Annotated in this window: 17 protein-coding genes and 1 tRNA gene; 12 read left to right on the top strand and 6 right to left on the bottom strand. The window is 73.3% G+C overall.

Annotated elements, in window-relative coordinates:
* Positions 1-19 precede the first annotated feature (19 nt).
* From JOE43_RS14120 to JOE43_RS14105, 4 genes are all read left to right on the top strand, one after another.
* Complete coding sequence (locus tag JOE43_RS14120; RefSeq protein ID WP_209519263.1) at positions 20-1,123, top strand: PDZ domain-containing protein; 1,104 nt, start codon at positions 20-22, stop codon at positions 1,121-1,123.
* A gap of 102 nt (positions 1,124-1,225) precedes the next feature.
* Positions 1,226-4,165 carry a UPF0182 family protein gene (locus tag JOE43_RS14115; RefSeq protein WP_245187164.1) on the top strand — a complete coding sequence of 980 codons (2,940 nt, stop codon included), beginning with the start codon at positions 1,226-1,228 and terminating at the stop codon, positions 4,163-4,165.
* A gap of 140 nt (positions 4,166-4,305) precedes the next feature.
* A tRNA-Met gene (locus tag JOE43_RS14110) sits at positions 4,306-4,379 on the top strand.
* Between the two features lie 182 nt (positions 4,380-4,561).
* Entirely contained in the window at positions 4,562-5,692 is a 1,131-nt protein-coding gene (locus JOE43_RS14105) for a glycerate kinase (protein WP_209518575.1), read from the top strand.
* On the opposite strand, the gene JOE43_RS14100 is transcribed toward JOE43_RS14105, so the two are convergent.
* Positions 5,689-6,888 carry an aminotransferase class I/II-fold pyridoxal phosphate-dependent enzyme gene (locus tag JOE43_RS14100; protein WP_209518574.1) on the bottom strand — a complete coding sequence of 400 codons (1,200 nt, stop codon included), beginning with the start codon at positions 6,886-6,888 and terminating at the stop codon, positions 5,689-5,691. The genes JOE43_RS14105 and JOE43_RS14100 overlap by 4 nt on opposite strands.
* 178 nt (positions 6,889-7,066) lie before the next feature.
* Between JOE43_RS14100 and JOE43_RS14095 the strand changes: the two genes are divergently transcribed.
* The 6 genes from JOE43_RS14095 (at position 7,067) to JOE43_RS14070 (ending at position 13,473) form a co-directional block, all read left to right on the top strand.
* Positions 7,067-8,845 carry a S1C family serine protease gene (locus JOE43_RS14095; protein WP_209518572.1) on the top strand — a complete coding sequence of 593 codons (1,779 nt, stop codon included), beginning with the start codon at positions 7,067-7,069 and terminating at the stop codon, positions 8,843-8,845.
* A gap of 155 nt (positions 8,846-9,000) precedes the next feature.
* Entirely contained in the window at positions 9,001-10,044 is a 1,044-nt protein-coding gene (locus JOE43_RS14090) for a glycosyltransferase family 2 protein (protein ID WP_209518570.1), read from the top strand.
* 7 nt (positions 10,045-10,051) lie between these two features.
* Entirely contained in the window at positions 10,052-10,861 is an 810-nt protein-coding gene (locus JOE43_RS14085; RefSeq protein ID WP_209518568.1) for a CDP-alcohol phosphatidyltransferase family protein, read from the top strand.
* 2 nt (positions 10,862-10,863) lie between these two features.
* A complete protein-coding gene (locus JOE43_RS14080) occupies positions 10,864-11,742 on the top strand; it encodes a glycosyltransferase family 2 protein (RefSeq protein ID WP_209518566.1) in 879 nt (292 codons plus the stop codon).
* A gap of 57 nt (positions 11,743-11,799) precedes the next feature.
* Positions 11,800-13,089: a CDP-glycerol glycerophosphotransferase family protein gene (locus tag JOE43_RS14075; protein ID WP_307803383.1), complete on the top strand. Its 1,290-nt coding sequence runs from the start codon at positions 11,800-11,802 to the stop codon at positions 13,087-13,089.
* Between the two features lie 78 nt (positions 13,090-13,167).
* Positions 13,168-13,473, top strand: coding sequence for a helix-turn-helix domain-containing protein (locus JOE43_RS14070; RefSeq protein WP_209518564.1), 306 nt, complete (start codon positions 13,168-13,170; stop codon positions 13,471-13,473).
* A gap of 12 nt (positions 13,474-13,485) precedes the next feature.
* On the opposite strand, the gene JOE43_RS14065 is transcribed toward JOE43_RS14070, so the two are convergent.
* The 5 genes from JOE43_RS14065 to JOE43_RS14045 all read right to left on the bottom strand — a co-directional run bounded on the left by JOE43_RS14065 (position 13,486) and on the right by JOE43_RS14045 (position 16,986).
* Positions 13,486-13,764 (bottom strand): hypothetical protein, encoded by a 279-nt coding sequence (locus JOE43_RS14065; RefSeq protein WP_209519296.1) that lies wholly within the window; start codon positions 13,762-13,764, stop codon positions 13,486-13,488.
* 91 nt (positions 13,765-13,855) lie between these two features.
* Positions 13,856-14,623 (bottom strand): hypothetical protein, encoded by a 768-nt coding sequence (locus tag JOE43_RS14060; protein WP_209518562.1) that lies wholly within the window; start codon positions 14,621-14,623, stop codon positions 13,856-13,858.
* 9 nt (positions 14,624-14,632) lie between these two features.
* A complete protein-coding gene (locus JOE43_RS14055; RefSeq protein WP_209519260.1) occupies positions 14,633-15,412 on the bottom strand; it encodes an ABC transporter ATP-binding protein in 780 nt (259 codons plus the stop codon).
* An 11-nt stretch (positions 15,413-15,423) separates the two neighbouring features.
* The gene (locus JOE43_RS14050; protein WP_209518561.1) at positions 15,424-16,221 is read right to left on the bottom strand and encodes an ABC transporter permease; all 798 of its coding nucleotides are present in this window, start codon (positions 16,219-16,221) and stop codon (positions 15,424-15,426) included.
* Between the two features lie 90 nt (positions 16,222-16,311).
* Positions 16,312-16,986 carry an NTP transferase domain-containing protein gene (locus JOE43_RS14045; RefSeq protein WP_056058840.1) on the bottom strand — a complete coding sequence of 225 codons (675 nt, stop codon included), beginning with the start codon at positions 16,984-16,986 and terminating at the stop codon, positions 16,312-16,314.
* Between the two features lie 368 nt (positions 16,987-17,354).
* On the opposite strand from JOE43_RS14045, the gene JOE43_RS14040 reads away from it, so the two are divergent.
* Both JOE43_RS14040 and JOE43_RS14035 read left to right on the top strand, forming a co-directional pair.
* Positions 17,355-18,833: an ABC transporter ATP-binding protein gene (locus tag JOE43_RS14040; protein WP_245187163.1), complete on the top strand. Its 1,479-nt coding sequence runs from the start codon at positions 17,355-17,357 to the stop codon at positions 18,831-18,833.
* Positions 18,809-20,374 carry an ABC transporter permease gene (locus JOE43_RS14035; RefSeq protein ID WP_209518559.1) on the top strand — a complete coding sequence of 522 codons (1,566 nt, stop codon included), beginning with the start codon at positions 18,809-18,811 and terminating at the stop codon, positions 20,372-20,374. The genes JOE43_RS14040 and JOE43_RS14035 overlap by 25 nt, the downstream gene beginning before the upstream one ends.
* The last annotated feature ends 13 nt before the right edge of the window (positions 20,375-20,387 follow it).

Here is a 20,387-nt window from a genome sequence, read left to right as displayed (position 1 = left end):
GAAAGGACCGTCCGTGGCCATGTTCACGCCCCCGGCTCGACCCGTCGAGCAGCCCCGTCGCCGTGCCGCCCTCGGGTGGTGGCTGCTGGTCGTGGCCCTGGTCGCCGGGCTCGCGCTCACCTTCCTCCCGTCGCCCTACCTGATCGAGCAGCCGGGCCCCGTCTTCGACACCCTCGGCAGCGCCGACTACGAGGGCGAGAGCGAGCCGCTCATCACCGTCGAGGGCGCGGAGACCTACCCCACGGCCGGGTCGCTCGACCTGCTGACCGTCAGCGTGCGCGGCGACGTCGCGAACCGGCCCAGCTGGCTCGACGTCGTCCAGGCCTGGTTCTCGCCGAGCCGGGCCGTCGTGCCGGTCGAGGCCATCTACCCCTCCGGCGTCTCGAACGAGCAGGTCGACGAGCAGAACGCCGTCGACATGCAGAACTCCCAGAAGTCCGCCGTCGCGGCCGCCCTCGTGCACGAGGGGTACCAGGTGCCCAGCACCGTCACGGTCAGCCAGGTCTCCGACGACGGCCCCTCGGCGGGCGTGCTCCGCGAGGGCGACGTCGTCGTCAGCGTGGACGGCGTCGACCTCACCACCAACGGCGACGTCGATGCCCTGCGCGCCGTGGTCGCCGACCACGGGGCCGACGGCCCCGCCGACGTCGTCGTCGAGCGCGACGGGCAGCAGGTGACCGAGCAGGTCACCCCGAAGGAGGTGCAGGGCACGCCGCTCCTGGGCGTCGGCGTGAGCGTCGACTACGAGTTCCCGTTCGACGTGACCCTCCGCCTCGACAAGGTCGGCGGCCCGAGCGCGGGCATGATGTTCGCCCTCGGGATCATCGACAAGACGACGCCCGGCGAGCTCAACGGCGGCGAGGCGGTCGCGGGCACGGGCACCATCACGGCCTCGGGCACCGTCGGGCCGATCGGGGGCATCCGCCAGAAGCTGTACGGCGCCCGAGACGCCGGGGCGTCCGTCTTCCTCGCGCCGGCCAGCAACTGCGACGAGGTCGTCGGCCATGTGCCCTCCGGCCTCGACGTCTACGCGGTCGCCACCCTCGACGACGCGGTGACCGCGCTCGAGGCCGTCGCCGACGGCGGAGACACCGCGTCGCTGCCCACCTGCACGGCCGGCTGAGGGCCCCTGCACAGCTCCCTGCGAGGAGGCGCGGGCACGGTGGAACGGTCAGGCTCGACACGTAGGATGGCCGTCCACGTCCCCTGAGCCAGGAGCACCCTCTTGACGTCACCTGCATCGTCGCGCACCCCGCGACGTTCGCCCCGAGCGCCGGTCCTCGTGACGGTGGCGATCCTCGCCGCCCTCGTCATCGCGTTCTTCATCTTCTCGTCGCTGCTGACGGACTACCTCTGGTACGACCAGCTCGGGTTCGCGAACGTGCTGACGACGCAGTGGATCGCGGGCGCGGTGATGTTCCTCGTGGGCTTCGTCGCCATGGCCGTCCCTGTCTGGGTCAGCATCGACGTGGCGTTCCGGTTCCGCCCCGTCTACGCGAAGCTCAACTCGCAGCTCGACCGCTACCAGCAGGTCATCGAGCCCCTCCGCCGCGTCGTGGTGCTCGGCGTGCCGATCGTGCTCGGGCTGTTCGCGGGCATCGCGACCTCGACGCGCTGGCAGGTCACCCTGCAGTGGCTGAACCGCACCTCCTTCGGTGAGACCGACCCCCAGTTCGGCCTCGACGTGGGCTTCTACGTCTTCGAGCTGCCCTTCTACCAGGGCGCCGTCGGCTTCGCGTCGGCCGTCGTCCTCATCGCGGGCCTCGCGGCCCTCGCCACGAGCTACCTGTACGGGGCGCTGCGCTTCTCGGGCCGCGACGTGCGCATCTCGCGCGTGGCGCGCATCCAGCTGGCCGTCACCGCCGCGCTCTACCTCGCCCTCCAGGGCCTCAGCCTGTGGCTCGACCAGTACGCGACCCTGACCGACGGCACGAACAAGCTCGTCACCGGCGCCACCTACACCGACGTCGCCGCTGGCATCCCCGGCAAGCAGATCCTCGCGCTCGCCGCGGCGGTCGTGGCGATCCTCTTCATCGTCACGGCGGTCGTGGGCAAGTGGCGCCTCTCCGTCATCGGCACCGCGGCGCTGATCATCATCAGCATCATCGTCGGCGGCATCTACCCCTGGATCGTCCAGCGGTTCCAGGTCGAGCCGAGCGAGCGGACGGTCGAGTCGACCTACATCGAGCGGAACATCGACGCGACCCGGGAGGCGTACGGCGTGGCCGACGTCGAGGAGCAGTCCTACGACGCCCAGAGCGACGCCGAGGCCGGGGCGCTCGCCGGCGACGCGGTCACGACCGCGAACATCCGCATCATCGACCCGGCGCTCGTCACCGACGCCTTCGCGCAGCTGCAGCAGTACCGCCAGTACTACAGCTTCCCCGAGCAGCTCTCCGTCGACCGCTACACGATCGACGGCCAGCAGCAGGACACCGTCATCGCGGTCCGTGAGCTCAACACGGACCAGCTCGGCAACTCGGCGACCCCGTACAACACGACCTTCGTCTACACGCACGGCTACGGCGTCGTCGCGGCCTACGGCAACCAGCGCTCCGCCGACGGCCAGCCCGTCTTCCTCGAGTCGGGCATCCCGGTGACGGGCGCCCTCGGCGACTCCGACACCTACGAGCCGCGCATCTACTTCGGCCAGGAGTCGCCCGCGTACTCGATCGTCGGCGGTGACGGCGGCGACGACGTCGAGCTCGACTACCCCTCGGGCGCGAACGACAACGGCACGAACCAGACCACGACCTTCGAGGGCGACGGCGGGCCGAAGCTCGACAGCGCCTTCAAGAAGCTCATCTACGCGATCAAGTTCCAGTCGGAGCAGGTGTTCCTCTCCGACGCGGTCAACGACCAGTCGCAGATCCTCTACGACCGCGACCCGGCCGAGCGTGTGCAGAAGGTCGCTCCGTACCTCACGATCGACAGCGCGCCGTACCCGGCCGTCGTCGACGGGCGGGTGAAGTGGATCGTCGACGCCTACACGACGACCCCGGAGTACCCCTACTCGAAGCCGCAGGCCCTGTCGGACGCCATCGCCGACACGTACACCGAGCGACCGGTGTACGCGTCGAACGAGATCAACTACATCCGCAACTCGGTCAAGGCGACCGTCGACGCCTACGACGGGTCGGTCGACCTCTTCGCGTGGGACACCGAGGACCCGATCCTCAAGACGTGGCAGAAGATCTTCCCGTCCACGACGAAGCCGCTGAGCGACATGTCCGTCGACCTCATGCAGCACGTCCGGTACCCGCAGGACATGTTCAAGGTGCAGCGCGCCATCCTCGGGACGTACCACGTGACCGACGCCGACTCGTTCTACTCGAGCGACGACGCGTGGGTGACCCCGAACGAGCCGACGAGCAACACGGCCAACCCGCCGCTGCAGCCGCCGTACTACCTGACCCTGCAGCTGCCCGACCAGGACCCGGCGTTCTCGATCTACTCGACGTACATCCCCCAGCAGTCGGGGGAGAACGCACGGAACGTGCTGACCGGGTACCTCGCCGCGAACGCCGACGCGGGCACGACGCCCGGCGAGATCTCGCCCGACTACGGCAAGCTCTCGCTGCTCACCCTGCCCAAGACGGACACCGTGCCCGGCCCGGGCCAGGTGCAGAACAACTTCAACACCGACACGGCCGTGGCGAACCAGCTGGCGCTGCTCACCCGCGGCGACACCAGCGTCGTGCGGGGCAACCTGCTCACGCTGCCGGTGGGAGGCGGCCTGCTGTACGTGCAGCCGATCTACGTGAAGTCGAACAGCGAGACGTCGTATCCCGTGCTGCAGAAGGTGCTCGTCTCGTTCGGCGAGAAGATCGCCTTCGAGGACACCCTGAACGGAGCCCTCGACTCGCTCTTCGGCGGCAACTCGGGTGCCCAGGCGGGCGACGAGGGCGTACCGGAGGGCGACACGGGCACGGGCGACACCGGCGACGCGGGCTCGGGCGACGCGCCCGACGCCGGCACCGGCACCGGCGCGACCGGCAACTCGCAGCTCGACCAGGCCCTGGCCGACGCCCAGTCGGCCCTCGAGGACCGCAGTGCGGCGTACCAGTCGAACGACCTGGTGGCCGCGGCGGAGGCCGACGAGCGACTCCAGACCGCGCTCGAGGCCGCTGTCGCCGCCAGCGAGGCCGCGACCGCCGGCCAGTAGCACCGACCGCGTCACCGGCACCGCCCGCCCGCCCCTCGACCCAGGTCGAGGGGCGGGCGGTCGTCCGGGAGGCCGCTCGGGGTCGACGGCCGTGCCGATTGGACAGGTCGCAGATCGCCTGGTAGTGTTTCTTCTTGTGCCGCGGGGTGGAGCAGTTCGGTAGCTCGCTGGGCTCATAACCCAGAGGTCGTAGGTTCAAATCCTGCCCCCGCAACAGAGAACGCGACACACACGAAAGCCCTGGTCTCCTGACCAGGGCTTTCGTCGTTCCCGGCGTGCGGCACGCGACGGGCCGGAGGTCGGTGGGGCAGATCTCGGCCCCCCTTCGTCGCCTTCGTCGTGGTCCGGACGAGGGCCGCCCTCGCCGAGGAAGCCGCGACGTGTCACTGTGTCCACATGCAGTCGCCCCTCTCCGTCGTCGTCGCCCCGGACTCGTTCAAGGGCACGATCGCCGCGGCGCCCGCCGCCGCCGCCCTGGCGGAGGGCTGGCGGGAGGTCCGCCCCGACGACGTCGTGCGCCTCCTGCCCCTCGCCGACGGGGGCGAGGGCACCCTCGACGCGTTCGAGTCGGCCGTGCCGGGTGCGGTGCGGCACGAGCTCTCCGTCCCCGGGCCTGACGGGCGGCCCGTCACGGCGCCCTGGCTGCTCCTGCCGGGGGCCGTGGCCGTGGTGGAGCTCGCCGCGGCGAGCGGGCTCGGCCTGCTGACGCGTCCGCAGCCATACGACGCCCACACCCGCGGGCTGGGCCGGCTGATCGCTGCCGCCCTCGACGCCGGGGCGCGACGTGTGCTCGTCGCGCTCGGCGGCAGCGCCTCCACCGACGGCGGCGTGGGGATGCTGACCGAGCTCGGCGCGCGCCTCCTCGACTCCCTGGGGGAGCCCGTCGTCGACGGGGCCCACGGCCTCGCCGCGGCGTCTCGGCTCGACCTCAGCGGGCTCCGCCCCCTGCCGGTCGACGGCGTCGTCGGCCTGACCGACGTCCGCAGCCCGCTCCTCGGCCCGCGGGGCGCGGCCGCCGTCTTCGGGCCGCAGAAGGGCGCCGGCCCCGACGACGTGCTCGCGCTCGAGGCGGCGTTGGCCTCGTTCTCGTCGTTGGTCGACGTCGACCCCGCCGCCCCGGGCGCGGGGGCGGCCGGGGGCACGGGCTTCGGCCTGCTGGTCTGGGGAGCCGTGCTCGAGTCCGGTGCCGAAGCCGTCGCAGAGGCCGTCGACGCCCGCTCCTTCGTCGAGACGGCGGACGTCGTGGTCACGGGGGAGGGCCGGTACGACGCCCAGACCGCCGAGGGCAAGGTCGTCGCCTGGGTCTGCTCGGAGGCCGCACGCGCCGGGGTCCGCACCGCCCTCGTCGCGGGCTCCGTGGCCGCGGAGACCGGCTCGTTCGACGCCGTCGTGGAGCTCGCCGGGCTCGCCGGCGGAGCAGCCGAGCCGTCCGCCCGGCCGGAGCCGTGGCTGCGCGAGGCCGGCCGCGAGCTCGCGCGCCGGGAGACCGTCCTCCGGGAGGGAGACGCGAGCTCTCCGGTCGACTAGGTCCTCAGGCGCGCCAGCTGGTCGCCGGCGCGCTCCAGCACCGCGGTCGTCTTGCAGAAGGCGAACCGCAACAGGGAGGAGTGCTCGCGGGCGAGCTCCGGGCCGCAGAAGGCGCTCACGGGCACGGCGACGACGCCGGCGAGCTCGGGCAGCCGACGCGCGAGCTGCGCCGCGTCGTCGAAGCCCAGCGGGCGGGAGTCGGCCACGACGAAGTACGAGCCGCTCGACGGCGACACCCCGAACCCCGCGGCCGTCAGCCCCGCCGTGAGGAGGTCGCGGCGTCGCTGCAGGCTGTCGGCGAGGCCGGCGAAGTAGGAGTCGGGCAGGCCGAGGCCGACGGCCACGGCCGGCTGGAACACCGAGCCGTTGACGTAGGTGAGGTACTGCTTGACGGTGAGGATGCGCGTCAGCAGCTCGGCGGGGCCGGTCGCCCAGCCGATCTTCCAGCCCGTGACGCTGAACGTCTTGCCCGCGCTGGAGATGGTCACCGTGCGGTCGGCGGCCCCCGGCAGCGTCGCGATCGGGACGTGACGGCGGCCGTCGAAGAGCATGTGCTCGTAGACCTCGTCGGTGACGATCACCGCGTCGTGGCGGACGGCGAGGTCGACCAGGAGCTGACGGGTCTCGTCGTCGAGCACGCTGCCCGTGGGGTTGTGCGGGTCGTTCACGAGCACGACCGCCGTGGCGTCGGAGAAGGCGGCGCGCAGCTCGTCGTGGTCGACGCGGAAGTCCGCGCCCCGGAGCGGGATCGTCCGGTGCGTGGCCCGGGTCAGGCCGACGACGGCGCCGTAGGCGTCGTAGAACGGCTCGAGGGTGAGCACCTCGTCGCCCTCGTCGACGAGGGCGAGCAGCGTCGCGGCCAGGGCCTCCGTCGCACCGGCCGTCACGAGGACCTCGCGGGCGGGGTCGAGCTGCAGCCCGTAGAACCGCGCCTGGTGCGCCGCGACCGCCTCGAGCAGCACGGGCACGCCGCGGCCGGGCGGGTACTGGTTGAGGCCGCCGTCGAGGGCCGCGTGCGCAGCGTCGAGCACCTCGCGCGGGCCGTCCTCGTCGGGGAAGCCCTGCCCGAGGTTGATCGACCCCGTGGCGGCGGCGAGGGCTGACATCTCGGCGAAGATCGTGGTGGCGAGGCGGCCGTCGTCGTCGAGCAGCCGGGCGCCGCGGGCGACGCGCTGCCAGGGGGCTGGTGCAGTCATGGTCCCGACACCGTAGCCGCCGCCCGCCCGACCGACCAGCCCCGGGTCGTCCCGTGACGGGGGCGGGCCCGACGCCCGGCAGGCGCATACCGTGGCCGCAGGGCCCGCTCAGGCTCGCCATATGTTCCCCACAGGCAGAGGGACCAGGCTGACGGAGCTTGGAAGGAGCACCGCGACCATGAACGACACCCCCCGAGGCACCGACGACGCCGACGACGCCACCCGCCCGACGGAGCCGGTCACGCAGCGCGACCCGGCCGAGGCCCCGCACGGGCAGGCCGACGGGCCGCGCGTCAGCTTCGGCGCCCCGCCCCTGCCGGGCAGCGCCCCGAGGTCGCTGGCCGAGGAGGAGGCGTCACGGCAGCAGGCAGGCGGGCAGCAGCCCTCGTACCCGCAGGCCGGGCACGACCAGGCCGGTGCCCATCAGCAGCCGGCCTCGTACCAGCAGCCCGCGTCGTACCAGGAGCCCGGCGGCTACCAGCAGCCGGCCTCCTACCAGCAGCCCGCGTCGTACCAGCAGCCGGCCTCGTACCAGCAGCCGGCCTCGTACCAGCAGCCCGCGTCGTACCAGCAGCCCGGCAGCTACCAGCAGCCGGCCTCGTACCAGCAGCCCGGCAGCTACCAGCAGCCCGCGTCGTACCCGCAGTCCGGCTACGCGCAGACGGGCGACCACCCGCAGGGAGCCGGTGGCTGGCACGACCAGCAGACCGCCCCCCAGGCCGGCTGGCCCGCCGCCGACGGGCAGCCGCAGGGTACATGGGCGGCGCCCGCGCCGAAGGAGAAGAAGCCCCGTCGGGGCCGGGGCGTCGTGGCGGCGGCCCTCGCGGTCGGCCTGATCGGCGGCGGGGCCCTGGGCGGCGTCGTCGGCGGCGCGGTGGCGGGCGGCGGCTCGACCGTCGTCGGCCAGTCCCGCGACCTCACGGTCAACGACTACGCGGACGCGACGGCGATCACCGCCGTGGCCGCGAAGGCGACGGAGTCGGTGGTCACCATCAACGTGACCGCCGGGCAGTCGGGCGGCACCGGCTCCGGCGTGATCGTCTCCGACGACGGCTACCTCGTCACGAACACGCACGTCGTCACGCTCGACGGCGCCAGCGCCTCGGGCACGATCTCGGTCACCCTGAGCGACGGCAGCATCCTGCCGGCCACGGTCGTCGGCCTCGACCCCACCGTCGACCTCGCCGTCCTGAAGATCGACGCGACGGGCCTCAAGCCCATCACCTTCGCCGACTCGTCGAAGCTCAACGTCGGCGACACCGCGGTGGCCATCGGCGCCCCGCTCGGGCTCTCGAACACCGTCACCGACGGCATCGTGTCGACCCTGAACCGCAGCATCACGGTGCAGTCGTCGGCCGCCCCGACCGACGGCTCCGACGAGGGCCAGCAGAACGACAACAACGGCCAGGGCCCGTTCTCGTTCAACAACGGCGACGGCAGCACGCAGAACCAGGCGAGCAGCGTCATCTCGCTGCCCGTCATCCAGACCGACGCCTCGATCAACCCCGGCAACTCGGGCGGGGCCCTGCTCGACGCCCAGGGCGAGCTCATCGGCCTCAACGTCGCCATCGCGAGCTCGGGCGAGTCGTCCGGCAGCATCGGGGTCGGCTTCTCCGTGCCGTCGAACCTCGTGAAGCGCGTCTCCGACGAGATCATCGCGAACGGCTCCGCCTCGCACGGCCTCCTCGGGGCGAGCGTCGACGACGCCGCGAACGTGCAGGGCGCCGACCGCGTCGGCGCGGTGATCGTGGAGATCAGCAGCGGGGGAGCCGCCGAGGCCGCGGGCCTGCGGAAGGGCGACGTCGTCACCGAGTTCAACGGCGTGCCGGTGACCAGCCGCACCGACATCACCGCCCAGGTGCGCTTCCTGGCCGGCGGCAGCACGGCCGACCTCACGTACGTCCGTGACGGGAAGTCGGCCACCGCCTCCGTCACGCTCGGCACGCTCACGAGCTGAGGCGGAGCGCGGCGCACGCCGCGACGACCCACCGCGAGGGCGGGCCCGGGACTCCCGGGCCCGCCCTCGCCTGTTGGTAGGCTCGCGGGGATGCCGGCGGCATCTCCCCGACCCCCGACCGTGCGCCCAGCGCCGTGAGCCCGAGGCCCGACACCATGGCACTGCCCGACACGCCCCTCCCCGGTGTCTCGTACGTGATGCCCGTGCTCAACGAGGAGGCGGAGATCCGCGCCGCCGTCGAGAGCCTCGTCGCGCAGGACTACCAGGGTCCGTTCGAGGTGCTGCTCGCCCTCGGCCCGAGCGTGGACAGGACGGACGAGGTCGTCGCCGAGATGTCGGCGGCCGACCCGCGCATCCGCAGCATCCCGAACCCGGTCGGCTCGACGCCGGCCGGCCTCAACGTCGCCATCCGGGCCTCGGTGCACCCCGTCACCGTCCGTGTCGACGCGCACTCCGTCCTGCCCCCCGAGTACACCCGGCTCGCCGTCGCGGCCCTGCAGCGCAGCGGCGCCGACAACGTGGGCGGCATCATGCTCGCCGAGGGGCGCACCCCCTTCGAGCGGGCCGTGGCGCGCGCCTACGGCAGCCGGGTGGGCCTCGGGGGCACCCCGCACCACGTCGGAGGCGCGGAGGGGCCCGCCGAGACCGCCTACCTCGGCGTGTTCGTGCGCTCCCGCCTGCTCGAGGTGGGCCTCTTCGACGAGGGGGTCAAGCGCGGCCAGGACTGGGAGCTGAACCGCCGGCTGCGGGCGACCGGGGGCACGGTCTGGTTCACGCCGGAGCTCGTGGTCACCTACCGACCGCGGCCCAGCCTCCGCAAGCTCGTCCGTCAGTTCGTCGCCACCGGCCTCTGGCGCGGCGAGCTGGCCCGGCGGTTCCCGAAGGCGAACACGCTGCGCTACCTCGTGCCGCCCGCGATGGTCGTCGGCGCGGGAGCCGGCCTCCTCGTCGGGGTCGTCGGGGTCGTCGGCGCGGTCGTGGGCAGCCCGTGGGCCTGGGCGCTGCTCGGCTTCGTGGCGCCGGGGGCGTACCTGCTCTTCGTGGTCGCGGCGGCCGTGCTCGCGGCACGGGGCGAGAGCCTCCGCACGCGGCTGTGGTTTCTCGTAGTCTTGCCCTCCATCCACTTCGGCTGGGGATCCGGCTTCGTCTTCGGCTTCCTGTCGCTCACGAAGAACATCACCGCTCACACCGGGAGGTAGCCGCGCCATGACCTCGCTGCCCACGAGGCCGACCTCCATCGACGAGCTGCGACGCGTCGCCCAGCCCCCTGAGGTGCGGAGCCGAGCGAACGCCGAGCACTGGACGGCCTCGCTGTACCTGCGTGACGTGTCGCCGTACCTCACGTGGTGGCTGCTCCGCACGAGCGTCACGGCGAACGGCGTGACCGGCCTCATGATCCTGACCGGCTGGGCCACGGCGGCGGCCCTCCTGGTGCCCGGCATCGGGGGCGCGATGCTCGCCCTGGTGCTCGGCCAGCTGCAGATGCTGGTCGACTGCTGCGACGGCGAGGTCGCGCGCTGGCGCGGCACGAGCTCGCCGGCGGGCGTGTTCCTCGACAAGGTCGGCCACTACTCCACGGAGGCCCTCATCCCGGTCGTGCTGGGCGTGCGGGCCGCGGGCTGGCCCTTCGACGCCCCCGCGGACTACCTCTGGACCACGCTCGGGTGCGCGCTCGCCCTCGTCGTGGTGCTCAACAAGGCCCTGAACGACATGGTCCACGTCGCCCGGGCGGCCGCGGGCCTCGACCGCCTGGCCGACAAGCGGGGCGGCGTGACGGTGCCCTCCGGCCGCCTCCTCGCCAGGCTGCGGTCGGCGGCCCGGTTCGTGCCGTTCCACCGGCTCTACCACTCGGTCGAGCTGACGATGCTCGCCGTCCTGGCGGCCGTCGTCGGGCTGATCGTGGGTGACCCGCTCGGCGCCGACCGGGTGCTCCTCGCCGTGCTGCTGCCGCTCTCGGTGCTCGCCCTCGTGGGGCACTTCGTCGCGATCATGGCCTCGAAGCGGGTCAGGTCCTGAGCGTGGGCGGGGCGGGCGTGCCCCGGGTCGGGGTCGTGAGCCTCACGCAGGGCCGACGGCCGGCCGACCTGACGGCGGGGCTCGCGTCGCTCCTCCGGCAGGAGGGCGTCGAGCTCGACGTCGTCTGCGTCGGCAACGGCGGCGGGCCGGGGCCCGTGCCCGACGGGGTCGCCGTGCTCGAGCTGCCCGCCAACGTGGGCATCCCCGCCGGTCGCAACCGGGGCACCGAACGGGTCTCGGGGGAGTGGATCTTCTTCCTCGACGACGACGCCTCGCTCCCGTCGTCGACGTTCCTCGCCGACGCGATCGCGGTCGTGCGCCGCGAGGGCGACGTGGGGCTCCTGCAGCCCCGGGTCGTCGACCCCGCCGGGCAGGCGTCGCCTCGCCGGTGGATCCCGCGCATCCGCAAGGGGGAGCCCACCGACAGCGGCGACGTCTTCTCGGTCTGGGAGGGCGCGACGCTCCTGCCCCGTGACGTCTTCGACGCCTGCGGCGGCTGGGGCGAGCCGTACTTCTACGCCCACGAGGGCATCGAGCTCGCCTGGCGCGTCTGGGCACAGGGCCTCCGCGTGCGCTACGACGGCGACCTCGTCGCCCACCACCCGGCCATCGACCCGGCTCGGCACGCGGAGTACCACCGCCTGAACGCGCGCAACCGGGTGTGGCTGGCCAAGCGCAACCTCCCGTGGCCGCTCGTGCCCGTCTACGTGACCTCGTGGACGATCGTGCAGGTGCTGCGCTGGGCCCGGACGCCCGTCCGTCTCGGCCAGTGGTTCGGCGGCTGGGCCGAGGGCTGGCGCACGAGCCCGGGCGGGCGCCGCTCGATCGGGTGGGCCGCCGTGGCCCGCATGGCGAGGGCGGGTCGGCCGCCGGTGATCTAGCCTGGATCAGCCCGGTCGGCACCCCGACCGGACCGCCACCGATCGGAGGACGAACTCGTGCCCCTGAGACGAGATCTCTCACTCGCCCGCGGACTCGCCCGCAGGGCCCTCCGGTCCCGCCAGCAGCGGCGTCGTCTCGAGCGGCTCGACCGCGAGCGCGTCCGTCGCGCTCCCGCGCCCGGCACCGTCAGGGTCGCGGTCTACTTCGCCGACACGTCGGTGAACATGTACCAGATCCGCCAGTGGTACGCGCCGCTCGCGCACCTCGCGGAGACCTTCCCGGTGGCCATCGTCTCCCGGTCGCCCGGGGCCATGCTCGCGCTCATGGAGGAGTCGCCCGTCCCGGTGGTCTACGCCCGGCAGGTGGCCGACCTCGAGGCCTTCGTGGAGTCGCACCCGCTGGCCGTCACGCTCTACGTGAACCAGAACGCCAAGAACTTCCAGATGATGCGCTACGGGCGCATGTGGCACGTCTTCGTCAACCACGGCGAGAGCGACAAGATGTACATGACCACGAACCAGTTCAAGGCGTACGACTACGCCTTCGTGGCCGGCGACGCTGCCCGGGAGCGCCTCGCCGCGGCGCTCTGGGACTACGACCTCGACACGAGGGCCGTCCCGGTCGGGCGGCCCCAGGCCGACCACACGGCCGGTGACGTGCCGTTCACGCCCGACCACCGCACGGTGGTGCTGTACGCGCCGACCTGGGAGGGCGACCGCGCGGCGGCGGCCTACGGCTCCATCGCCAGCCACGGCACCCGGCTCGTGGCGGCGTTGCTGGCCAGCGGTCGCCACCGCCTCATCTACCGCCCCCACCCTCGGAGCGGGGTGGTCGACCGCGACTACCGGCGGGCCCACGAGGAGATCGTCGCGGCCGTGGCCGCGGCCAACGCCGCCGACCCGACCGCCCAGCACGTGTACGACGCCGGGGGGGAGCTCGGCTGGCAGCTCGCGGTGGCGGACGTCGCCGTCAGCGACATCTCCGCGATGGTCTACGACCGCCTGGCCACCGGCCGGCCCCTGGTCGTGACCCGGCCGACGTCGCCCCTGGCCGACGTCGACGAGCGGGGCTACCTCGGCTCGGCGGAGTGGCTGACCGCGGACGACGCGTCGCGGGTGGTCGAGGTGCTGGACAGGGTCCAGTCGGACCCGGAGGCCCAGGGGCGCCTGCAGCACTGGGTGCGGCACCACTTCGGCGACACCGCCCCCGGGGCGGCGACGCGGCGGTTCGAGGAGGCGGTCGCCCGGCTCGTGGCCCGACGCGACGAGTACGCGGCGAACGACCCCGCCCCCTCGCGTCGCGGCGGGGAGACGGACTCGACGGACACCGGCGACGACGGTCTCTAGGGCATCCAGTCACGGGTGATGTGCGCCCAGGCGGCCTGGCATCTGGAGTTCAGTGCGCAGGACGCGTACTCATGGTGCATGCCTGAGCCCTCGTCGCCCGCCGCCCACCTCTTCGGTGATCGAGTCCGCCAGGAGCGCCAGCGCCTCGGGCTCAGCCAGGACGAGGTGGCTCACCTCGCCGGCATGAACGTGTCGAACTACGGCAAGATCGAGCGAGGCGTCGGCAACCCCGTGCTGCACACGATCGTGCGCCTGGCCGTCGTGCTGGGCGTCGACCCCGCGACCTTCGTGTCGGGCATGACCGCGGAGCACCTGCCGCCGGTCATCGAGACCTTCACCGCGGCCGAGTACGTCGCCGAGCGACGCGCCCGCTCGGGCCGCTGAGCCCGACGCCCGCTAGAAGCTGAACCGCCACAGGTACTCGTCTCCGCCCGGGCGGAACCAGCGGACGACGGCGATGCCCCGCCGCTCGAGCTCCGGTCCGATGACGCTGACGCTCATCGAGCCGCCGGGCTCGAGCCGAGACGTCGCCACGGGCACGAGGAGGCCGGTGTCGAGCAGCGTCACGCGGAGGTCGAGCAGGGGCTCGTCGCCCACGTTGAGGAGTCGCTGCACCCGCGGGCCCCGGGAGCGGTCGACGGCGAGGGGGACGGCGTAGGCGGTCGTGGTGTCCATGGCGTGACCGTAGGTCGTCCCGCCGACACTCGTGCGAGGACCCTGTGGACGCCGGGATCGTGGGGAGGGACGGCGGCGACGGACGGGCGGGCTAGCTGTGGATCTCGAGGGGGAAGGCCGCGGGTGCCGGGCCGAAGGCCGTCCTGGCGCTCTGCACGACCTTGCGTCCGAGTGCGTGGTTGCCCGCGCCTCCCACGACGGCTCCGATGCCGAACGGCGCGGCACGGCCGAGGATGCTGGCGCCCTGGGAGGCGGCGAAGCGTCGGACGAACTGCTTCCGGACCTTGCCCATGAGGCCGTCGATGGCGGTCTTGGGCAGCTTCTGGGTCACGAGCTCGCCCCAGAACGCCGTGCGGGCCGGGGCGGTGCCCAGGGCCTCCCCGGCGAACTGGCGCACGAGCGACGCCCCCGGAGCACCGAGCAGCATCGCCATGACGAGGGCCCGTGCGCGGTCGGGGTCGGTGAGGGCGATGCCGTGGACCTCCGTCACGGACTGGGAGAACAGGGCGCTGGCCTCGAGGAAGCCCGCCGTCTCGACGCCGGAGAGAGCCAGGGAGATGCCCCAGCCGATGCCGGGGACGACGGCGCTGGCGCCGACGGCGGCCCCGCCCGCCGTGACGGCGGTGAGGTACTCGCGCTCGAGGATCCGCACGAGCTTCTCGGGGGTCGCCTTCGGGTGACGGCGTCGCAGCCGCCGCACGTGCGCGACGGCGACCGGCCGCTGGACCGCGAGGACCGCGTCGAGGCGTCGGAGCCACGGCGACTCGCTGAACGGACCGCCCTCGTCGGCCTCGGCGACGACGTCGGACGGGACGGGCGGGAGCGGCTGCGGGGCCTCGGGCACGGTCTGGTCGGGCATCGCTGGAGCCTACGCCGCCGGGCGGGGAGGGTGGTCGGAGGAGTACCGCGCCAGCGCCTCGTCGAGCGGGCCGTCCAGGACGAGGCGGCCGCCGTCGAGGTACAGCCCCCGTGAGCAGAACCGCCGGAGGTCGCGCTCGTTGTGCGACACGAGGAAGAGGGTGCGGCCGTCGGCGAGCATCTGCTCGATGCGTGCGTAGCACTTCTCCCGGAAGGCCTTGTCGCCCACCGCCAGGACCTCGTCGACCAGGATGACCGGCTCGTCGAGCCGGGAGATGACCGAGAAGGCGATGCGGACCTTCATGCCGCTCGAGAGGTGCTTGTACGGGGTGTCGACGAAGGCGGCGATCTCGGCGAAGTCGATGATCTCGTCGAAGCGCTCGTCGATCTCGGCCCGGCTCATGCCGTGCAGGCCGGCCGTCAGGTAGACGTTGTCGCGGACGGACAGGTCGGCGACGAAGCCGCCCGTGATCTCGATCAACGGAGCCACCCCGCCGACGACCGAGACGGTGCCCGTGTCGGGCAGGATCACCTCGGCGACGAGCTTGAGCAGCGTGGACTTGCCCTGCCCGTTGCGACCGACGACGCCGATGGCCTCGCCCGGCTGCACCGTGAAGCTGACGTCGCGGAGCGCCCAGAACTCGCCGGGGCGCGACCGACGGCTGCTGTCGGAGAAGAGGTCCTTGAACGACCGACGGCCGCGCTTGTTGCGGCGGAACCGGATGCCGACGCCGTCGACCCGGATGACGGGGGCCTCGCCCTCCGGGGCGGGGGAGCGCCCCGGCAGCATGTCCGAGCTCATCAGATCTCCTTCAGGACGGCGCGCTCGCTCGAGCGGAAGACCGCGAGGCCGACGGCGAGGAGCAGGACGCACATGCCGGCGCCGACGAGGGCCTCCGTCAGGTCGAGCTGCTCGGGGAAGAACGCCGAGCGGTACAGCCCGAATATCCCGCTCAGCGGGTTGAAGGCCGCGAGGAGGTGGAGGCTCTCGGGCAGGTCGCGCGTGCCGTAGATGATCGGCGACGCGTAGAAGAGGAAGCGCAGGGCGAGCTTCGTCGCGCGCTCCAGGTCACGGAAGAACACCACGAGGGGGGCGACGAGGAGGCCCACGCCGGCGACCAGGACCGCCTGGAGGGCCATCGCGACGGGGAAGAACACGACCTGCCAGTGCAGCTGGGCGCCTCCGAGGACGGCGAAGAGAGCGAGGACGGGCAGGCTGAGGGCGAACTCGATGCCCTTGGAGGCGACGAGGCGGAGCACCCAGATCGTCCGCGGGATCTTGGTCGACCGGACGAGCTTGGCCTCGCGGAGGAACGCCCGGGTGCTGTCGGAGACGGCGCCGGTGAACCACATCCAGGGCAGGAGGCCGCTGAGCAGGAAGACGATGTACGGATCGTCGCCCACCGAGCGGCGGAAGACCACCTGGAACACGAAGAAGTAGATCCCCGCCATGACCAGCGGGTCGAGGATCGACCACACGTAGCCCAGCGCCGAGGTGCTGTACCGGACCTTGAGGTCACGGCTCGTCAGGAGCCACAGGGTCTGGCGGTAGCGCGCCGACGACGATCGCCGAGGGCGCTCGGCCTGGGCTGTGGTCACGGGTGTCCTCTGCGGTCAGGGACACCTCGGGGCGGGGGCGAGCCTCGACGGCCCCGGTCGCCCCGGGCCGCTGGTCAGACGGGCTGACCGTCAGACGAACAGGTTCGCGCGCTCGAGGTCCTCCGCGAAGTCGACCTCGACGGCGTAGAGGTCGGAGATGTCCACGGGCTCAAAGAGTAGCCCGTCCTGGTCGATGGCCAGTTCGATGCCGCGCTCAAAGTAGTCCTGGGCGTCGACCTTGCCGAGCTGGCGGAGCAGGGCGGGCTTGTCGGCCCGGGAGACGTAGTTGATGCCGACGGCCTCGCCGAGGCCGTGCTTGACCTGCTTCGAGAGCTCGGCGATGTAGCCCTCGGCGTCGGTCGTGTACTTGACCTCCTCGTCGGAGACCTTCGAGGTGTTGACGGTCACGAACGACTGGTCGTCACGGACGAGGCGGGCGGCGCGACGGAGCGCCTCGGGGTCGAAGACCACGTCGCCGTTCATCCACAGCACGCCGCCGGCCGAGCTGGCGCGGAGCGCGCGCATCAGGCTCTTCGACGTGTTGGTCTGGTCGTACTGCTCGTTGTAGACGAAGGAGGCGTGGGGGAAGGCCTCGACGATGTGCTCGAACTTGTACCCGACGACCACGGTGACGCGGGCGCGGGGGCCGAAGGCGGCGTGGATGTTCTCGAACTGCTGCTGCATGATGGTGCGGCCGTCGCTCAGCTCGGTGAGCGACTTGGGCAGCGAGCGGCCGAGGCGGCTGCCGAGGCCCGCGGCGAGGATGACGACCTGCTGGGTCGCGAGCTCGGCAGCGCGGTCGCTGCTGCTGTTCTTGCTCGAGGCGTTCGTGGTCACGGGGTCTCCTTGGCGTCTGCCCCGTCGGCGGTGGTCTGGCGACGGAGGGGGGCGAGAGCGGACTGGTCGCCGTTCTCCCGGTGCCCCGCCGGTGGGGATCGGGCCCGTCCCGGGCGTCGATCCTCGTCTCGTGTTCGAGCGGTGTTCACCGCGGAGCTTCGATCTGGACACGTCATCGTGCTCGGCACAGACTACCGGCAGACCCCGTCCGGCGTCTGGTGCGGCCCGAGTCGTGACCGTTCCGTGATGCGCGCGGCCGGGCCGCCGGGGCACCGGGGCGTTGGTACGGTGGGCACATGGCCCTCGCGCGCGACGATCAGGACGACGTCGCCGATGCCGACTCCAGCGTGAGCGGACGGGCCGCCGAGCTGCCCCGGGGGGACGACATGAGCGACGACGTGACGACCGGCGACGAGCCGGGGGAGGCGCGGGTCGAGGCCTCGGGGGAGGCCGCGACGTCGGGGGCGGGCGCGGCCGAGCGCCCCGCCGCCGCTGCCCGGACGGCCCGGCCCGCCGCGAAGCGCAAGCCGGCGTCGACGCGGACGGCCGCCGACCGGTCGGCGGCCGCGAAGAAGGCCGCCGCGACACGGGCCGCGAACGCCCGCGCCCGCGCCGCCGCAGCGGCCGCCTCCGCGGCTGCCGAGGCCGCGGAGGCGGAGGCCGACGCCGAGGCCGCGGCCCGGGCGGACGACGCGGTGGCGGCACGAGCCGCGGAGGCGGCCGTCGTCGAGACGGAGCCGGAGGTCGCCGTCGAGCCCGAGCCCGAGGTCGCCGCCGAGCCCGAGCCCGCCGTCGAGCCGGAGCCGGAGGTCGCCGCGGAGCCCGAGCCCGTGGTCGAGCCGGAGTCGGAGCCCGCCGTCGAGCCCGAGCCCGAGCCCGAGCCCGAGCAGGAGCCCACGACCGATCCGGAGCCGGACGTCGACGGCACCTCTCCCGTGCCCGACGCCGACGCCGACGCCGACGCCGAGTCGGGCGCCCGTGCCGACGACGCGCCCGCGGCGGACCCCGACGAGCGTCCCGTCGTGCTCTCGATCAAGGGCGTCGGCAAGCGCTACGGCGGCACCGTCGCGGTCGAGGGCGTCGACCTCGAGGTGCGGGCCGGCTCCTTCTACGGCATCGTCGGCCCCAACGGCGCCGGCAAGACCACGACCCTCTCGATCGTCACGGGGCTCCTCCGCCCGGACGAGGGCAGCGTCACCGTCCTCGGCGCCGACGTGTGGAGCGACCCCGCCGCGGCGAAGCGCGCCCTCGGCGTGCTGCCCGACCGCCTCCGGCTGTTCGACCGGCTCACCGGCGCGCAGCTGCTCTACTACTCCGCCACCCTGCGCGGCCTCGACGGCGCGACGGCGCGCAAGCGCTCGGCCGACCTCGCGACGGCGTTCGGCCTGCAGGACGCCCTCGGCCGTCTCGTGAGCGACTACTCCGTCGGCATGACGAAGAAGATCGCGCTGGCGGCGGCCGTCATCCACTCGCCGCGGGTGCTGGTGCTCGACGAGCCCTTCGAGTCCGTCGACCCCGTGTCGGCGGCGACCGTCACCGACGTGCTCCAGCGCTACGTCGCCGGCGGCGGGACGGTCCTGCTGTCGAGCCACAGCATGGACCTCGTCGAGCGCATCTGCGACTGCGTCGCGGTCATCGTCGACGGCCACGTGCTGGCCAGCGGCAGCGTCGAGGAGGTCCGCGCGGGCCGGTCGCTCGAGCAGGCCTTCGTCGAGATCGCCGGCGGCCGCGCCGTCACGGAGGGCATGGAATGGTTGCAGAGCTTCTCCGACTGAGGCTGCAGACGATCGCGAACACGGTGCGCTTCGGCCCCCGTCGTCTGACGGTCTCCGTGGTCTCGGTCCTCCTCGTCCTCCTCGTCTCGCTCGCGCTGGCCGGCCTCGTCGGCAGTCTCCGCGACTCCCCCCTCTCCGACACGCGGGCGCTGGTCGTGGGCGGCGGGTCCCTGCTGATGCTCGGGTTCGCCGTGGTGCCGTTCGCGACCGTCCGGCCGGCCTGGAGCGACCCTCGTCGCCTGGCCGTCCTGGGCGTCCCGGAGGGGCCGGCCGCCGCGGGGCTCGCCCTGGGCTCCCTGGTCGGCCTGCCGACCCTCGCGCTGCTCGTGCTGTCGACCGGCTACGTGCGGTCGTGGGACTCCGGGGCCGACGTCGCCGGCCTGGCCGTGGTCGCCGCCGTCCTGGCCGGGCTCACGGCCTGCGGCCTGCTGCTCGTGGCCTCGACGGTGAACACCGTGGTGCTGACCACGAAGCGGTCGCGGCAGTTCCTCGCCGCTGGCGGCGTGGTCCTCGCGCTGCTGCTCGTGCCGCTGGTCGTCGACCTCGTCCGCGCGTCCCTCCCGGGGTCGTCGGGCACGGGCGTCGTGGCCGACTCGCTCGCCTGGACGCCGTTCGGCGCCGCGCTCGCGCTGCCGGGCCACGCCGCCGCCGGCGAGACGGGGCGGGTCGTCGCCGACCTGGCCGTCGCGCTGCTGACGCTGGCGCTGCTGTGGCTGGCCTGGCGCCTCCTCGTGGCCCGCGCCTTCGTCGACCAGCCCGAGCCCGACGTGGCCGACGAGGCGGCCGGGCTCGGCTGGTTCGACTTCGTCGTCGCGAGCCCCACCGGGGCGGTCGCGGCCCGCAGCCTCACCTACTGGGCGCGTGACGCCCGGTACCGCATGTCGCTCGTGATCCTGCCCATCCTGCCGCTGCTCGTGCTGCCGCTCGGCATCGCGGGCGTCAGCTGGCACTGGCTCGCGCTGGTGCCGGTGCCGCTGATGTGCCTCATCCTCGGCTTCCTGCCCCACAACGACGTCGCGTACGACAGCACCGCCCTGTGGCTGCACGTCGCGGCCGACACCCGGGGCCTCGCCGACCGGGTGGGGAGGCTCGCGCCCCCGCTGATGCTCGGCGTGCCCCTGGTCGTGGTGGGCTCGCTCGTCGCGGTGTGGGGCTTCGGCGACTGGACGGCCCTGCTGCCCGAGCTCGGCGTGAGCGCCGGGCTGCTGCTGAGCGGCCTCGGCCTCTCGAGCGTCGTGTCGGCCGCCATGCCGTACCCCGCGGTGCGCCCGCACGACGACCCCTTCCAGCAGCCGCAGGCGAACGGCGGGGCCGCGGTGACCGCCCAGGTCACGATGATCGCCGGCGCCCTGCTGCTCACCGGGCCCGCCTTCTGGTTCGCCGGGCGCCACCTGCTCGCCGGTGTCGAGCCGGCCGGTGCCTGGTCGTTCGCGGCAGGCCTCGGCGTGGGCCTCGTCGCCCTGCTCGTGGGCGTCCTCGTCGGTGCCCGGGTGTTCGCCCGACGCGCACCGGAGCTGCTCGCCTTCACGCTGCGCAGCTGAGGCGCCCCGACGT

This window comes from Frigoribacterium sp. PvP121 (assembly GCF_017833115.1).
Taxonomy (GTDB): Bacteria; Actinomycetota; Actinomycetes; order Actinomycetales; family Microbacteriaceae; genus Frigoribacterium; species Frigoribacterium endophyticum.
This window is presented reverse-complemented; position numbering and strand designations above follow the sequence as displayed.

Bases quoted from the DNA above. Each gene is read 5' to 3' on its own strand.
- JOE43_RS14120 (WP_209519263.1), top strand. From the start codon at position 20: ATGTTCACGCCCCCGGCTCGACCCGTCGAGCAGCCCCGTCGCCGTGCC.
- JOE43_RS14105 (WP_209518575.1), top strand. From the start codon at position 4,562: ATGCAGTCGCCCCTCTCCGTCGTCGTCGCCCCGGACTCGTTCAAGGGC.
- JOE43_RS14100 (WP_209518574.1), bottom strand. From the start codon at position 6,888: ATGACTGCACCAGCCCCCTGGCAGCGCGTCGCCCGCGGCGCCCGGCTG.
- JOE43_RS14095 (WP_209518572.1), top strand. From the start codon at position 7,067: ATGAACGACACCCCCCGAGGCACCGACGACGCCGACGACGCCACCCGC.
- JOE43_RS14090 (WP_209518570.1), top strand. From the start codon at position 9,001: ATGGCACTGCCCGACACGCCCCTCCCCGGTGTCTCGTACGTGATGCCC.
- JOE43_RS14085 (WP_209518568.1), top strand. From the start codon at position 10,052: ATGACCTCGCTGCCCACGAGGCCGACCTCCATCGACGAGCTGCGACGC.
- JOE43_RS14070 (WP_209518564.1), top strand. From the start codon at position 13,168: ATGCCTGAGCCCTCGTCGCCCGCCGCCCACCTCTTCGGTGATCGAGTC.
- JOE43_RS14065 (WP_209519296.1), bottom strand. From the start codon at position 13,764: ATGGACACCACGACCGCCTACGCCGTCCCCCTCGCCGTCGACCGCTCC.
- JOE43_RS14060 (WP_209518562.1), bottom strand. From the start codon at position 14,623: ATGCCCGACCAGACCGTGCCCGAGGCCCCGCAGCCGCTCCCGCCCGTC.
- JOE43_RS14055 (WP_209519260.1), bottom strand. From the start codon at position 15,412: ATGCTGCCGGGGCGCTCCCCCGCCCCGGAGGGCGAGGCCCCCGTCATC.
- JOE43_RS14040 (WP_245187163.1), top strand. From the start codon at position 17,355: ATGGCCCTCGCGCGCGACGATCAGGACGACGTCGCCGATGCCGACTCC.
- JOE43_RS14035 (WP_209518559.1), top strand. From the start codon at position 18,809: ATGGTTGCAGAGCTTCTCCGACTGAGGCTGCAGACGATCGCGAACACG.